The sequence below is a fragment of the Epilithonimonas sp. genome (assembly GCF_056329745.1).
On sequence record NZ_JBWEYV010000020.1, the window covers coordinates 18,325 to 33,289 of the forward strand.

13 protein-coding genes are annotated in these 14,965 nt (G+C 39.0%); 6 read left to right on the top strand and 7 right to left on the bottom strand.

All coding sequences use genetic code 11. The features are described 5' to 3' along the window. Window positions 1-2: 2 nt before the first annotated feature. Complete coding sequence (locus tag AC00Y6_RS13255) at window positions 3-1,025, bottom strand: prolyl-tRNA synthetase (RefSeq protein WP_474491086.1); 1,023 nt, start codon at window positions 1,023-1,025, stop codon at window positions 3-5. 150 nt (window positions 1,026-1,175) lie between these two features. Here AC00Y6_RS13255 and proS point away from each other — a divergent pair, with 150 nt between their 5' ends. The 3 genes from proS (at window position 1,176) to AC00Y6_RS13270 (ending at window position 5,572) form a co-directional block, all read left to right on the top strand. Further along, a complete protein-coding gene (gene proS, locus AC00Y6_RS13260; RefSeq protein WP_474491087.1) occupies window positions 1,176-2,651 on the top strand; it encodes a proline--tRNA ligase in 1,476 nt (491 codons plus the stop codon). A gap of 153 nt (window positions 2,652-2,804) precedes the next feature. Further along, the gene (locus tag AC00Y6_RS13265) at window positions 2,805-4,112 is read left to right on the top strand and encodes a DUF937 domain-containing protein (protein WP_474491088.1); all 1,308 of its coding nucleotides are present in this window, start codon (window positions 2,805-2,807) and stop codon (window positions 4,110-4,112) included. A 119-nt stretch (window positions 4,113-4,231) separates the two neighbouring features. Next, on the top strand, window positions 4,232-5,572 hold the full coding sequence (locus AC00Y6_RS13270; RefSeq protein ID WP_474491089.1) for an Nramp family divalent metal transporter: 1,341 nt from the start codon (window positions 4,232-4,234) through the stop codon (window positions 5,570-5,572). 35 nt (window positions 5,573-5,607) lie between these two features. On the opposite strand, the gene AC00Y6_RS13275 is transcribed toward AC00Y6_RS13270, so the two are convergent. After that, entirely contained in the window at window positions 5,608-8,082 is a 2,475-nt protein-coding gene (locus tag AC00Y6_RS13275) for a hypothetical protein (RefSeq protein ID WP_474491090.1), read from the bottom strand. Window positions 8,083-8,102: 20 nt separating this feature from the next. Then, complete coding sequence (locus tag AC00Y6_RS13280; protein WP_474491091.1) at window positions 8,103-8,537, bottom strand: type I restriction enzyme HsdR N-terminal domain-containing protein; 435 nt, start codon at window positions 8,535-8,537, stop codon at window positions 8,103-8,105. An 8-nt stretch (window positions 8,538-8,545) separates the two neighbouring features. Here AC00Y6_RS13280 and holA point away from each other — a divergent pair, with 8 nt between their 5' ends. Both holA and trxB read left to right on the top strand, forming a co-directional pair. Beyond that, complete coding sequence (gene holA, locus AC00Y6_RS13285; RefSeq protein WP_474491092.1) at window positions 8,546-9,583, top strand: DNA polymerase III subunit delta; 1,038 nt, start codon at window positions 8,546-8,548, stop codon at window positions 9,581-9,583. A gap of 122 nt (window positions 9,584-9,705) precedes the next feature. Then, entirely contained in the window at window positions 9,706-10,674 is a 969-nt protein-coding gene (gene trxB, locus AC00Y6_RS13290) for a thioredoxin-disulfide reductase (RefSeq protein WP_474491093.1), read from the top strand. Between the two features lie 111 nt (window positions 10,675-10,785). Here the strand turns inward: trxB and AC00Y6_RS13295 are convergent, their stop codons facing one another. The 4 genes from AC00Y6_RS13295 to AC00Y6_RS13310 all read right to left on the bottom strand — a co-directional run bounded on the left by AC00Y6_RS13295 (window position 10,786) and on the right by AC00Y6_RS13310 (window position 14,537). Continuing rightward, complete coding sequence (locus tag AC00Y6_RS13295; RefSeq protein WP_474491094.1) at window positions 10,786-11,634, bottom strand: YoaK family protein; 849 nt, start codon at window positions 11,632-11,634, stop codon at window positions 10,786-10,788. A gap of 39 nt (window positions 11,635-11,673) precedes the next feature. Beyond that, the gene (locus tag AC00Y6_RS13300; RefSeq protein ID WP_474491095.1) at window positions 11,674-12,168 is read right to left on the bottom strand and encodes a hypothetical protein; all 495 of its coding nucleotides are present in this window, start codon (window positions 12,166-12,168) and stop codon (window positions 11,674-11,676) included. 271 nt (window positions 12,169-12,439) lie between these two features. Next, on the bottom strand, window positions 12,440-13,831 hold the full coding sequence (locus tag AC00Y6_RS13305; RefSeq protein ID WP_474491096.1) for a HAMP domain-containing sensor histidine kinase: 1,392 nt from the start codon (window positions 13,829-13,831) through the stop codon (window positions 12,440-12,442). A gap of 4 nt (window positions 13,832-13,835) precedes the next feature. Continuing rightward, complete coding sequence (locus AC00Y6_RS13310; protein ID WP_474491097.1) at window positions 13,836-14,537, bottom strand: response regulator transcription factor; 702 nt, start codon at window positions 14,535-14,537, stop codon at window positions 13,836-13,838. Between the two features lie 196 nt (window positions 14,538-14,733). Between AC00Y6_RS13310 and AC00Y6_RS13315 the strand changes: the two genes are divergently transcribed. Continuing rightward, window positions 14,734-14,952, top strand: a complete 219-nt coding sequence (locus AC00Y6_RS13315; RefSeq protein ID WP_474491098.1) for a hypothetical protein — start codon at window positions 14,734-14,736, stop codon at window positions 14,950-14,952. Window positions 14,953-14,965 lie beyond the last annotated feature (13 nt).

The following is a 14,965-nucleotide window of genomic DNA, read 5'->3' on the forward strand; positions in this document are numbered from 1 at the left end:
TACTATCTCCTTCCACCACCAGAACGGTAACCACCGCCACCACCAGTTGAACCGCCACTTCTGAAACCGCCACCAGAGTTAAAACCACCTGAACTACCAGATCTCATTGGCGCAGAGTTGAAGCCTTCGTTTCGGAAACCATTGTTCTGATTGTTTCTAAAACTGTTGTTATTGGGATAACTTTGAGAATTATTATTCCTGTATCCACCGTTAGATGGGAAGTTATTATAATTTCTCTGATTGTTGGAAGGATAATTTCTCACCCCATTATTTTGATAATTTCTGTAGCTGTTATTGTTACCATTATTATTAGCCTGCGGTGCATTTCTATAACCTGCGGTGCTGTTGATACCGTTGAAATTATTGTTTGATCTATAACTGTTGTTTTGAGTACCAAAACGGCCTACCGTGCCAGATCGATAATATGATGGTCTGTAACTGTTCCATCCATATCCACCATAAGGGTAGTATCCACCATAATAGCCACCCCAGCCATGTCCGTAGTATCCTGAATAGAATGGATCATAAAAACCACCCCAAGACCATGGTGAGTAAAATGAGCTGCCCCATCCCCAACCGAAGCCTAACCCCCAGTTCCAGGAGTTATAAGGGCTATTCCATCCATAATATCCGTAGTACGGAGATCCCCAGCCATAACCGCCCCATCCCCAATTGTTAAAACTGGAGTAGTTGGTCTCTGTACCTGTAAAGGCACCCCAATCCGAATCATTGGCCAAAGGCTTGGTATACCTGTTTTGCTGATCCTGAATGTTTTTTTGATTGTTGTCATAGATGCTCGATGCACTATCGCTGTAGTTATAATAATCATCAACCTGATTACCATAATTATTTCCATATGACCCTGCTGGTAAAGAATCTTTGTTGGGATCATAATAAACCCCATCAGTTTCTGAGTATCCGCCTGTGTAAACAATACAAGAAGATAGGAGTAAACTGCTGGAAATCAAGATTAAACCTTTTGATTTAATCAGATTTAGAAAGCTGCCATTGTTTATATTTTTCATTGTTATGAGAATTATTAAGTTTGCTATATTTGCACTTCTTAAATAAACCAAATTTTATACCATACAAATGTGTAAAAAACACGTGTAAAATTAGGCTTTTTATTTAGATTAAAATTAGTTAAAAAGTTAAATTATTATAGTAAAAAATTTATGGCAAAGTTAACATCAAGAGCAGAAGATTACAGCAAGTGGTATAACGAGTTGGTGGTAAAAGCAGATTTGGCAGAGAATTCCGGCGTTAGAGGATGCATGGTTATCAAACCATATGGTTATGCTATTTGGGAAAAAATGCGTGACGAGATGGATCGACAGTTCAAAGAAACGGGTCATCAAAATGCTTATTTCCCTCTTTTTGTTCCAAAAAGCCTTTTCGAAGCAGAAGAAAAAAATGCTGAGGGTTTTGCCAAGGAGTGTGCAGTGGTTACCCACTACAGATTAAAAACTGATCCTAATAATCCGGGTAAACTAATCGTAGATCCCGAGGCTAAACTGGAGGAAGAACTGATTGTAAGACCAACATCCGAAGCTATTATCTGGAATACTTATAAAAGTTGGATTCAGTCCTACAGGGATTTACCCATTTTGATTAACCAGTGGGCCAATGTCGTACGTTGGGAAATGAGAACCAGATTATTCCTTAGAACGGCGGAGTTTCTTTGGCAAGAAGGGCACACGGCTCATGCAACCAAAGATGAAGCGGTTGAGGAAACCGAAAAAATGATAGAAGTTTATGCAAAGTTTGCAGAAGATTTTATGGCTATTCCTGTAATCCGCGGCATTAAATCTCCTTCGGAAAGATTTGCCGGAGCTGATGAAACATATTGTATCGAGGCGATGATGCAGGACGGCAAAGCTTTACAAGCTGGTACTTCCCATTTCCTTGGGCAGAATTTTGGAAAAGCATTTGATGTCAAGTTTACGACTAGAGAAGGAAAAATTGAATATGCATGGGGAACCTCTTGGGGAACCTCTACAAGATTGATGGGTGCTTTGATCATGACACATTCTGATGATCTAGGATTGATATTGCCACCAACTTTGGCCCCAATTCAGGTTGTTATTGTCCCAATATTTAAAGGTGAAGAGCAGTTGGCTCAGATCAGTGAGGTGGCACTTGACATTAAGGCAAAACTTAAGGCAAAAGGGATCTCTGTCAAATTTGATGATGATACACAAAACAAGCCGGGTTGGAAATTTGCTGAGTATGAGCTAAAAGGAGTTCCTCTAAGGATTGCGATGGGACAACGGGATTTGGAAAACAAAACCGTGGAAATTGCCAGAAGAGATAATCTGACAAAGGAAACAGTTGCTTTGGAAGGCCTCGATTCTTACATCGAAGAATTGTTGCAGACCATCCAAAAAGACATCTATAATAAGGCACTGTCTTATAGGGAGGAGAATATCACAAAAGTGGATTCTTATGAAGAATTCAAGACTGTGTTGGAAGAAAAAGGTGGATTTATCTTGGCACACTGGGATGGTTCCGAAGAAGAAGAAGAACAGATTAAACAAGAGACAAAAGCGACTATCAGGTGTATCCCACTAAATAATGAACAAGAAGACGGTGTTTCACTAATTAGTGGAAAACCATCTAAGCAAAGAGTTGTATTTGCAAAAGCATATTAACAGAAACCGCGATAGATTCGCGGTTTTTTTATTATTAATGGCTCTTTTTAAATTAGATTTAATGTTAAAAATTTCTTAAAATTATGGATTTTTTAAAATACTGGATTGATATTTGTTAATATTACAAAACAAATCATATAAAAATAAACTATTATGTCAATCAATTTAATCGAGCTTATCAAAGGTCAACTCGGTGCTTCTACAGTATCTCAGGCCGCAACACAACTAGGAGAAAGCGAATCTGGCGTTTCAAAAGCAATTTCTGTTCTTTTGCCTGCGGTTGTAGGTGGCTTTGCCAACAGTAATGCAAAATCAGAATTGTTCAGTACATTGAAGGATGCTGCAACGTCTGGTATTACTTCAAACCTGCTTAATAATGGAGGAGGTGATCAGTCATTAATCTCAAGAATTTTATCATTAATTTTTGGTGGTGGTGATAAACTATCTGCCTTGGCTAGTTCTGTATCCAGCTTTGCGGGAATCAAGACAGATTCTACCAATTCTCTAATTAATCTTGTAACAGGTGCCGCATCAGGAGGTATAGGAAAATACATCGCAGATCACAATCTTGATTTATCATCATTTGAAAATCTTTTATCAGGACAAAAAGGCTTCTTATCTGCTTTATTGCCTGCTGGCTTTAGTTTCGCATCACTTGGGCTGGGTAACTGGTTTGGAAGCCCTGAACCGGAAATTCCCAATGTAGTTCCAGAAGCTCACCAAACACCACTTGCAGACATTAATCCCAAAGTTCCTGTAACAGAAACCCCAAAAGTAGATGTAACAAGAAGTGGTACAACACACGAAATTGCGCCTGATAATAACTCTGGCGGCAGCATTTGGAAATGGTTATTGCCATTAATCTTATTATTATTGTTAGCTTATTTCTTCTGGAACCAATGTAATAAAAAAACTGAAAATACAGCTGTAGCAACTGTGGACTCTACATCTACTGTAGTAGATTCAACAAGTCCTAAGGGAGATACTGTTTCTGTTACCAGAGAAACAACTGTGGTTACTTTGCCGAGCGGTAAAACTCTTAAAGCTTATAAAGGTGGTATAGAAGACCAAATCGTTACTTTCCTGAAATCGGATGAGTATAAAAACGCTACCGAAGAGCAGTTAAAAGACAAATGGTTCAACTTTGATAATCTTAACTTCGAATTTGGGAAAGCAGTGCTTACTCCAGATTCAAAAGTTCAGTTGGATAATCTGAAAGCGATTTTGGCTGAGTTCCCAGATGCAAAAATAAAAGTGGGGGCTTACACAGATAAAAAAGGTGATGCCGCAGCTAATCTTAAATTATCAGGTGAAAGAGCGAACACAGTAAAAACTTCTCTAAACTCCGCACAAGTAAAAGAAGCAGAAGGTTACGGTTCCAAATTTGCTAAAGTGCCTGCAGAAGCTTCTGATAAAGAAAGAGAATCTGACAGAAAAACTGCAATTAGATTTATTAAGTAATTTTTTATCAATAGTAAATATAAAAACTGCCAATTATTGGCAGTTTTTTTTATGTTGTTTTTGCAGATCAGAAAACTATCTGTATATTTGTTAGTCTAATCTAACAATTAAATTAAATATTGAAAAATAAAATACACAATAATGCATGGAGGAAAGAGAAAACATCCAACTCTCTGCATGAGGTTTTTGCCAGCGTAAAAGTGCCCGAAAGTGCCGGTTTTGGTAAAAAACTAATGGCCTATATGGGACCAGGACTATTAATAGCCGTTGGTTACATGGATCCGGGTAACTGGGCGACTGATATTGCGGGTGGTGCGCAGTTTGGCTATACTTTGTTATCAGTAATTCTTATTTCTAACCTTTTCGCAATTGTCTTGCAACATCTTTCTGTAAAATTGGGCATTGTTGCGGAGCGCGATTTGGCGCAGGCCTGCAAAGATCATTTTCATCCGGCGGTTAATTTTGTCTTATGGATTTTTTGTGAGATTGCCATCGCAGCCTGTGATTTGGCTGAGGTGATCGGTTCTGCCATTGCTCTGAATCTTCTCTTTGGCATACCACTCAGCTGGGGCGTCGCTATTACCATTGTAGATGTCTTTTTAATTTTATTTTTACAGTCAAAAGGATTCCGTTACATAGAAAGTATTGTTGGTGGATTAATTTTCATCATTTTTGTGTCGTTTTTCTATGAGATTTTTCTCAGCAAGCCGGATCTTTTCCCCATGTTGGAAGGATTAATACCTAAGAAGGAAATTATCCAGAATCCATCAATGCTCTATATCGCTATTGGTATTTTGGGTGCTACGGTAATGCCACACAACCTTTATTTGCACAGCAGTATCGTACAAACCCGTAATTATCCCAGGACAGTTGAGGGCAAAAAAGAAGCATTGAAGTTTGCCAGTTTAGACAGCAGTATTTCGCTAATGTTGGCTTTTGTCATCAATGCAGCTATTTTGATTATTGCGGCAGCTACGTTTCATACGTCTGGGAACAAAGATGTTGCGGATATTACAGATGCATATAAACTGTTAACGCCGCTATTAGGAACCACACTCGCCAGTATATTTTTTGGGATTGCTTTATTAGCTTCGGGGCAAAATTCTACCTTAACCGGAACTATAGCAGGGCAAATCGTGATGGAAGGATTTCTCAATATCCGCTTAAAACCTTGGGTTAGAAGATTGATTACAAGGTTGATTGCCATTATACCAGCTTTAATCATTTCCATTTTGTATGGAGAAAGAGGAACTGCCGAACTTTTGGTTTTCAGTCAGGTGATTTTATCCATGCAACTAAGTTTTGCCGTTGTTCCCTTGGTAATGTTTACCTGTAGTAAGTCAAAAATGGGTCAGTTTGCCAATAAATTATGGCTCAAAATCCTGGCATGGCTTATTAGCGGAATCATTATCGTTCTCAATCTTTATCTTTTGAAAGAGACCATTTTTCCACATTTGTAAAACAAAGCCTGATCTATAATGATCAGGCTTTATTCTTAAATTAAATATTTCTTCAGGCCTTCCATAATGCCCTGCCAGAGAAGGTTAAAGAAACTTCTGCTGGGATCACGTTCCTTTTTGATATTCACATGCTCGGGTTCACCTGTCGATTCATTACGGATGAACCAGTTGGCAACAGTCCCCAATAGTTTTCGTTCTTTCCCTGTTTTTTTATTGAGGAAATTAACATACATATCCTTGTATTTGAAATAAAATTTGCCGGCGATAAAATCATTATTGCCGTGATAGTCGAATTTTACGTAATCTATTTTTCCATCCAAAGTAATATTGAGGTAAGGTCTTACAAAAAGGTTCACATTATCCGCAGACAATTTATTGATATTTCCTGCAATGGTAAACTGATCCTCAAGGTTTTTAACATCAAATTTCCAATTCACTTTTGTAGGGGCAGTTCCATAGAAAAGGAAGTCTGTATCCACCGTCACCATTGTTGGCAATCCATTAATTTTACCATTATTCACATTGTGGATGACCGCATTAAATTTTTCGAAAGTCAGTTTTCCAGGGATATTAGCATTTTCAGCATTTTCCTCATACGATAATGACGAGTTTCTTAAATCAATCGTGTTGATAAACATTGGAATTTTAATATTACGCAGCTTTTTGCTGAAGAGGTAGCGTGGAGAGTTGTCGTCCGGCGGTGCCAAATCATGGTAGATATTGCAGTTGACGCCATCAATAACCACTTTTGCGAGATTAATCACTGGTTTATCACCAAACAAAACTGATTTGTTGTCTGTTATGTGGATCATTTTGGTACGTATCGTATATAGATCTTCCTCCACCGCAATCACCTTGCTAAATCCAGCCCTGGAGTATTTGGGCAGAAATTCCAACTGATGAACCGTTGTTTCATTGCCTCTGTTGCTTACCGAAGCCAGTTTCAGATTATAGTATTTCCCCGCATCTATCTTAATATTTTTGACATTAATGCTGTGGCTCTTACTTAGAAATGGGATGTCCTGCTTAATAATTTTAGGATCTGATTTGATCTGAGCGATCTGAACGTCAATTTTCCCCGCGGTTATTTTTTCTTTTCCACGCTCGATCTGTTTAAAATGGCCATTAATGATATTCAGTTTTCCAATCTGAGCAAAAAAATCAGGGAAATTAGCGGGCTTGTTTTTCTTAGGCGTTTTATGATGGACAGGGTAGAGGATCACTTTTGGGTTTACAATATCAATCCCTGCAATATTGAGGTTGAGTTTTTGACCAATATATTTGGATTTGTTTTTATGGATAAGGATTTTATCGGTGCTAATGTCTATAATATCTTTGTGGCTGCTTTTTACCAACGGAATCATCCTGAATTTTGTAAGTGAAATATCAGAATTTGCAGATGCAATTTTATCAACTTCTATAGCATGTTGAGCATCGGTTTTCAGGTAAATATGATCGGCTTCGATGTCATGATTGTGGAAGTGGAACGGGATTTTTTCCTTGACTGTATATTTATCAAAAACAATATCGCTCAATTTAAAATTAAACTGATCCACAGATGCCGTCTTGTGCAAATTAGACTGTAAAACCAATACTTTTCCCTGTTGGAAATCAAGATTTTTTACTCCAATTTTTAGTTCAATATCCTGCGGGTCTTTTTCTACTTTATTTTTGCCGGTAGAAGTCACTTTAAGATTGGGTTTCACAAACTGAATCCTGTCCACAATCAGTGAATCTTGGCTGATGACAAAATCATTGGCAGACAATGACTGGGCAGAAAGATCAAATACATTTTTGGCGTCATAATGTTTGGCTTCCTGCAGTGGTTTCAGATGTAATTGATCCAAAAGCAATGTTTTGTTTTTAGCCTCAATTTTTTTAGCATCTATGCGGTAAAATTCATTAATCGTGATGATGACATCCTGTGCATCTACCTTAAAATCCTTGAAGGCAAAAGGGATTTTGGCAGCATCCTCACTTTGCTTGATGTCGGTGAGTTTTATATTGACATTTTTCCCATTGAAGAGCGGCGTATTGTTATGATTATTAACCGTAACATTACCGTTCTCCACCAAAATATTTTGGATAATAAGATCCAGTTTTTTTTGTTTTTTGCTGCTGTCTTGTTTTTTTGGGCCAAGTGTTACATCCACTTCCGGGTTGCTGAGAACTATAGATTCTACATTGTATTTTTTATGGAAAACAGCCTTCCAAACATTGAAGTTATTGATCCTGAGTGTCTTGATTTTTGCCTTGATTTGGGTCTTGGTAGAATCCTTCGGGTTTTTATTAATCACATAGATATTGTCGGCTTCCAGATGCCCGGATAGCAAGCTCATGCTAAAGTTATCCAGCGTCAGGTTATAATCTGTTTTTTTATTGATGAGATCCGGCAGTTTTTTATTAAGGTAAAAGTCCAGCGCAAAAGGGAAGGCCAATATCAGGATCAGCAACGTGCCGAAAATAGCAAGCAGTATTTTTTTAGTTTTTGTTAAGCCGGTCGTTTTCATTTCAATAGTGGTATCAGTTTTTAAAAATCATTGCTGTGGAAAATATAGCCATTATCTTTGTATTGCGCAAAAATATGGTGCAAACCATTGCTGATAATGATTTTTTCTGCGCCAATCAGGCTGTTATACCTCGCAATCTGCTCAAAATGGGCGGGTTTCAGGCTAATGTCAGGAGCTTTGCATTCAATCAATATTTTGGGTTGTGTTTTTTCGGTGATCATCAGGTCTATCCTTTTTGTAGTGCCGTTCAGTTCAATTTTTTTTTCGAGGATAATAGAGGAGATGCTTTTCTTTTTTTCGAAGTGGTAATAGTGCAGCCAGTGCTGCCTTACCCATTCTTCGGGCGTCAGGACCAGCCAGGTTTTGCGCACAAGGTCATAGATAAAAAATGTATCTTTGTCCTGTTTGATTCGGAAATCGAATTTATTTTCAAAATTAAGCTTGGGAACCTGCATACGTTGAGATGAAAGAAATAGATATTATCCTCAAAAATATTAAAAATAAAGAACTCTTACCGGTTTATTTTTTTCATGGTGAAGAGGCGTTCTACATAGATCTTGCTGTGAAGCATTTTGAACAGGATGTATTGGAAGAAGATGAAAAAGCATTTAACCAAACCGTGGTTTACGGCAGAGATACCGGCTATCCCGAGGTTCTTTCGCTGGCCAGGCAATATCCAATGATGGGCGACAGGCAACTGATTATTGTTAAAGAAGCCCAGGATATGAAACTGAACGACGATGAGTCGAAAGCCTTGGAAGCTTATCTGGAAAACCCTGTTCCGTCAACAGTCTTGGTCATTGCACACAAGCACAAAAAACTTGACAGTAGAAAAAAAGTTTCAAAGATGCTGGCCAAATCCGGCATGCTGTTTACTAGTGAAAAAATAAAAGATTACCAGTTACCGGCTTGGATACAGGGCGAGATTACGCGCCTCGGGATTAAGTCTGCACCTAACATCAGCCATCTTTTGGCAGAATATCTGGGCAATGATCTATCCCGAATCACCAATGAGCTCAATAAACTCAAAATTGTCCTTAAAAATGACGCTGTTCTAGACGGCAAAGTCATCGAAGATAATGTGGGCATCAGCAAAGATTTCAATATTTTTGAACTGCAGCGGGCTTTGGGAAGTAAGGATATGAGCAAAGCTTTCAGTATTGCTTATTATATGGGAAAAAATAAAAAATCAAATCCTGTGCAGATGGCTTTTGGTGTTCTTTACAACTTTTTTTCCAACATTATTCTTTATCACACTTTGTCTGGTCAGTCCCCTCAAAACATAGCTGCAGAGATGCGTGTGGCGCCTTATGCCATTAAGGATTATGCAGAGGCAGCACGGTTTTACCCACTGAAACATGCCACCAGGGTGATTTCGATCCTGCGTGAGATGGATCTGAAATCCAAAGGCTTGGGTGTGCGCCAGATGGAAGACGAAGAAATTTATAAAGAACTGGTGTACAAAATCATCAAAGTCGATGAGCTGAAAGTGAAAGTTTAATATCTTCTTTATTGGATAAGTGATAAACCGATTATTGACAAAATTCATCGTAAAAAATCAACTTAACTCAATAATATTTCCGATTTTTGGAAACTTTGAAACTTAAATTTTGAACTTATAAAATGGAAAATAATATTTTAGACTGCGTCATTGTAGGATCCGGGCCAGCAGGTTTTACCGCGGCTATCTACGCTGCAAGAGCCAACTTGAAACCTGAACTTTTTACAGGATTGGAACCAGGCGGTCAGCTAACCACCACCACAGATGTGGAAAATTTCCCCGGCTATCCAGAAGGTATTACCGGGCCAGAAATGATGTTGCAGTTACAAAAACAAGCCGAGCGCTTTGATACCAAAGTTCATTATGAGATGATCTCCAAAGTGGATTTTTCTCATAAAAGAGGCGGCGTGCATAAGTTGAGTACGGGTTCCAGGGATATTTTGGCCAAAAGTGTCATCATTTCTACCGGAGCTGCTGCAAAATATTTGGGTTTGCCAGATGAGAAAAAATATGCTGGTGGCGGTGTTTCTGCCTGTGCAACATGCGATGGCTTTTTCTACCGTGGAAAAGATGTCATCGTAGTAGGAGCCGGTGATACGGCGGCAGAAGAGGCTACTTACCTTTCCCAGATCTGTAACAAGGTAACACTTTTGGTAAGGAAAGACCATTTCCGCGCTTCTAAAGTAATGGTAGACCGCGTTTTGAATACGTCTAATATCGAGGTGAAATATAACCATGAACTGATTGGTATAGAAGGTGAGAATGCTTTGGTTGAACGAGCCAAAGTGGTAAATAACCTGACTGATGAAGTCTCAACAATCGAGGTTCACGGGATTTTTATAGCCATTGGTCACAAGCCGAATACAGACCTTTTCAAAGGTCAGGTAGATTTGGACGGGCTGGGTTATATCGTAACCGAAGGTAAATCTGCACGAACCAATTTGCCGGGTGTTTTTGCCGCAGGCGATGTACAGGATCATCATTACAGGCAGGCTATTACAGCAGCCGGAAGTGGTTGTATGGCCGCTATGGATGCCGAGAAATATCTGGGCGAACTGGCGGGTGAAAACCATACTTGGGTAGAACGTTAATCCAGATTTTATATCATAATAAACAAAATCGCCTGAGATAATTCTCAGGCGATTTCTATTAAAGAACTATTACAAAAAATTGATTTGCATGATGTGTTTATGGAGGAATAATTACTTGTCGCTAAAAGCCAATTCTGTTTTAGTATTAGGTCTACTTATAGTTCTTCTTTCGTCTTTATTATGGATTTTATAATATAAAAAAGCAATCAATGTTGGTTTGTGGTAGATCTTATAATACCTGTACTGAGTATTGAAGTGCCTTAGGTTGATTTTATAAAAATCATAACCAATTACTACCAGAAGGCAAATACTGATGACATAAAACACACGGAATTCCAAATGGTAATAGGTTAATCCAGAGAAAACCGCGCCCAACACATAGGCTATCATAATACTCATCAACAATTTGGCTTTACCAATCAGCTCAGGGTTTTTCCTAAATTTTTTCTGGGTAAACATAGAGAAAAGTATTCCCAAATCTGTTGTGGTACCCGTAAGGTGGGTGGTCTTAACCGAGAAGTTGGAGATACTTGCCGTAAGGCCGTTTTGCAATCCAGTGGCAAAAAGCATCAATGCTACCAGTGCTTCGGTTTCGCCCAGTGTTTTTTGGTAGTAGAACTGCCCATAGATTCCTACCGCAAGCAAACATAGGATCTCCAGGATAATAGGGAAGGCATGTGCAAAATACTTACTCTTCCTATTAAAGTTTATTACACTCATGTTGGCTACAAAACTCCCGAAGAAAAAGAGGAAAATCCATGCGCCTACAACGGCAACCTGGGTCCAGTTTCCCTGGCTGATTTCTGCCGCCAAGATGGCATAATGTCCGGTGACATTGGATGTAAATGAGAGGAAGATAAGTAGGGATGCTATATTTATAGTTCCTGCCGTAAAGGCAGTCAGCGTTCCCAGTCTTATGTTGTCTCCCAACGTTCTGCTGTTACTATAATTTCTTAACATTTTAATTCTTTTTTGATAGGTGTAAAATTCTGATTTTTGTTAAAGGAAAACCTCTGCCAGGCGTCCTCTTTCCGGTGCATATTCCGGGGTTGTGGTGGTAACCTCTACCGCTTCCAGTTGTCGGCATTTTTTGATGAATGGCGTTACATCAAACTGCCCTTTCTTTAAGTTTCGCAGTTTTGTAGATGAGATATACACTTCGTCAGCGGAAGTTGTTTCGGCAAACTGGTTGAATGATCTTTGGAAACTCCCTGTGAAAACTTCGCAAGACACTTTGTTGATCAGCTTAGGGTATTTGTTATAGATAATGCTGTAAGCATCACAAAACTCTTGTGGCCGGATCTTGCCCAGTAGTGCGGTTTTTGTGGTAAACAATAGGTCTCTGATAGAGTCGCCCATGTCGTAACCGCTTACAAAAACAATGTTGTAACTATTAATGTCATTCTGCTCACTCTTATGCCTCAATACTTTTTTGAGAATATCCAGTGATTCTAGGGAAAAATCTGTGGCTATTAAAATGGTCTTGGTCATCATATTTTGTTTGATAGGGTTTTGTTATTTTTTGATAATACAAAACTATTATGACCAGATTAGAATGCCTTTGGAACAGAATTAAAATGTAATTAGAGAGATTAAAATGAGATTAAAATTATGAGATAGATGAAACATCTCTACATTTTCCGGTAAACGAATTTAATATTTTGGGCAGCTTTTCCGCCCTCCGTTCCCGCTATTTTTTGCCCTTTTTTATCCCCAGTAAAAAAAATGAGCTACACTCAGGTCGGGCTGCGGGGTACGTGCTAATTTATTCAGTAGGAACATAGATTGGGAAGCGGATCTGTACCGTTGTTCCCACATTTTCTTTGGAATTAACAATCAGCTCACCATGATGTATTCTTACAATATTCCTGGCCAGAGGCAGCCCAATGCCGTAACCTTCATAATTCTTGGTGTTGGACGCCCGGAAAAAAGGATCATAGATTTTATCCATTTCCGAATCCGGGATCCCGATGCCATGGTCTTTGATGATGATGTAGACATGATCATCCGTAGCACCAAGGGATACTTTAACCTGCTGAAAGTTAGAGTATTTGCAGCCGTTATTGATAATATTGGCCATTGCCAAGTGCAGGAGTTGCTCGTTGCCTTGTACTTTCAGTTTTTTGGGGTTGTCTGGCAACATGCTGATATCCAGGTAAACATTGTTTTTGGAATTAATACGCTTGGCCGTTTCTATAACATCCCAAAGCAGCTGATCCATCCGCACTTTGTCCATTTTCTGGATTTTCCCGTCAAAACCGGTTTGTGCAATCATCAGTAGGGCTTTTATTTTTCGATCCAGTTTTTCGGCTTCATCCAGGATGATCTGTAGGGTTTCCTGGTAATGTTCCTCCGATCGTTTTTGGGAAAGCGCCACGTCGGCTTCGCCCATGATAGACGTGAGTGGTGTCCTCAGCTCGTGCGATACGTTACCTATCAGATGGTTTTGGGTTTCAAACGATGTTTCTATGCGGTTCAGCATATCGTTAAAGGTATCAATCAGTTCATTAAGCTCCGTATTTCCGGGTTGTGGTTCTAGTCTCAGGTGAAGGTTTTCCGAACTGATTTCCTTTACTTTTCCCGTGATCTTAAGAATCGGGCGGAAGAGTGTTTTGGACAGGTAAAATGAGAATATCATCGAAAAAAACAAGGCCAAAACCATGCAGGTGACCAGCGTTCTTTTCAGGTAACCGAGATAATCTACCACATAATGGTTTTTTGCAGAAGCAATCGCGATGTAAGTCTTGTTATCGGACTTGAAGGATTGGCCTATGTAATAAAACTCGTCATCATTATAATTGTCTTCGCCCTTCCTGATAATATTTTTGAAGAAGGTATCCGGAATATGTATTTGCCGTGTAATTTGGCTGTAATTAGAATCTTGTGGCACCTCGAAAACATAATCTTTTTCCAGGGGAAGTTCCTCGTCATTGGCACTGTTTAGGATATGGTTAGCAGGAATGTCCAGATGTTCTTTGCTTTTCTCGATCTGTACGATAGTTGTTGCACGGATCTTAAGCAGTTCATAAAACCTCTGATGCGAAAAGTTGACAATGGAAAAATACACCAAACCACTGAACAGCAGGATAACTACAGTGAAAACCAACATCAGAAGTAGCATGGTTTTGGTTTGGTTGGTAGAGATTCTTTTCAGCATAGTATTATGGTTTTTTCAAGACATAGCCCATTCCTATAACGGTGTGTATCAGTTTATTATCCTCTTGGAAGTCCAGTTTTTTCCGGAGGTAGTTAACATAGACATCTACCACGTTGGTTCCCAGCTCGTAGTTAACACCCCAGACTGCTTCCAGGATCTCTGCCCGTGAGATTACTTTTTCGGGGTTGTTGAGAAAGTATAGGAGCAGTTTATATTCGGTAGAAGTCAGCGAGATGTCATTACCGCCGCGGGTGACTTTTTTGGTATAGTCATTTACCGTAAGGTCAGAGAACTGATAAATGTTTTCATCATCAGGCTCTTGGGATTCTGCGCCATTGCTGTGGCCACTTCTCCGGAGAAGCGACTTGATACGAGCCACAAGTTCTATAAATTTAAAGGGCTTTACAAGATAATCATCGCCACCGCTTTCCAGCCCTAGGACAATGTTTTCTGAAGAATCCAGCGCTGTAAGGAAAAGGATGGGAACGGTTTTATTCTTTTTTCTGATTTCTTTACATACTTCCAGCCCGTTAATATCCGGCAACATAATATCCAGGATAATCAGGTCAAAGTCATTGTTTTCGGCCATCTTAATGCCCGTTTGTCCATCAAAAGCAACAGAAATATTATAATCCAGCTCCTGCAATCCCTTTTTTATAAAAGACACCACGCTGGATTCGTCTTCAATCAGAATAAGTTTTTTCATAACGCAATATCACAAAAATATAAAAATTAATCCATTACAGTCCATCATTCCGCGGCATGGTTTTCTTTGCTAACATCGGACTCTTAAAATTGCCTGTTAGTATTTTATTAAGAAAATTAACAGAATTTTTTATCATAAGTCTATTTTGGTCAACTAATTGTATAGCAAATTATAACACCATAATAACCTAATTGCTATGAATATATCTTACTACGATTTCAAAAACCTGCCGGATTTTATGCAGTGCCAGATGGCGCTGGATCAGGGTCAGATGATGGAAGAGCGTACTCTGGATCAGTTGAAGTATGTTCTTTACCAAATCTCCAATTTTTCTGTAGAGATTATTTACAATACTTTCAGCGAAAAGATTGCGGCTTTTAATGTTTATCAAAACAGGAGCGTGTACGCTCAATAGATTATATCCTATC

Coding starts and splice junctions, on each gene's coding strand:
- AC00Y6_RS13315 (WP_474491098.1), top strand. CDS start 14,734: ATGAATATATCTTACTACGATTTCAAAAACCTGCCGGATTTTATGCAG.
- holA (WP_474491092.1), top strand. CDS start 8,546: ATGAAAGAAATAGATATTATCCTCAAAAATATTAAAAATAAAGAACTC.
- proS (WP_474491087.1), top strand. CDS start 1,176: ATGGCAAAGTTAACATCAAGAGCAGAAGATTACAGCAAGTGGTATAAC.
- AC00Y6_RS13280 (WP_474491091.1), bottom strand. CDS start 8,537: ATGCAGGTTCCCAAGCTTAATTTTGAAAATAAATTCGATTTCCGAATC.
- AC00Y6_RS13265 (WP_474491088.1), top strand. CDS start 2,805: ATGTCAATCAATTTAATCGAGCTTATCAAAGGTCAACTCGGTGCTTCT.
- AC00Y6_RS13275 (WP_474491090.1), bottom strand. CDS start 8,082: ATGAAAACGACCGGCTTAACAAAAACTAAAAAAATACTGCTTGCTATT.
- AC00Y6_RS13305 (WP_474491096.1), bottom strand. CDS start 13,831: ATGCTGAAAAGAATCTCTACCAACCAAACCAAAACCATGCTACTTCTG.
- AC00Y6_RS13310 (WP_474491097.1), bottom strand. CDS start 14,537: ATGAAAAAACTTATTCTGATTGAAGACGAATCCAGCGTGGTGTCTTTT.
- AC00Y6_RS13300 (WP_474491095.1), bottom strand. CDS start 12,168: ATGATGACCAAGACCATTTTAATAGCCACAGATTTTTCCCTAGAATCA.
- trxB (WP_474491093.1), top strand. CDS start 9,706: ATGGAAAATAATATTTTAGACTGCGTCATTGTAGGATCCGGGCCAGCA.
- AC00Y6_RS13255 (WP_474491086.1), bottom strand. CDS start 1,025: ATGAAAAATATAAACAATGGCAGCTTTCTAAATCTGATTAAATCAAAA.
- AC00Y6_RS13295 (WP_474491094.1), bottom strand. CDS start 11,634: ATGTTAAGAAATTATAGTAACAGCAGAACGTTGGGAGACAACATAAGA.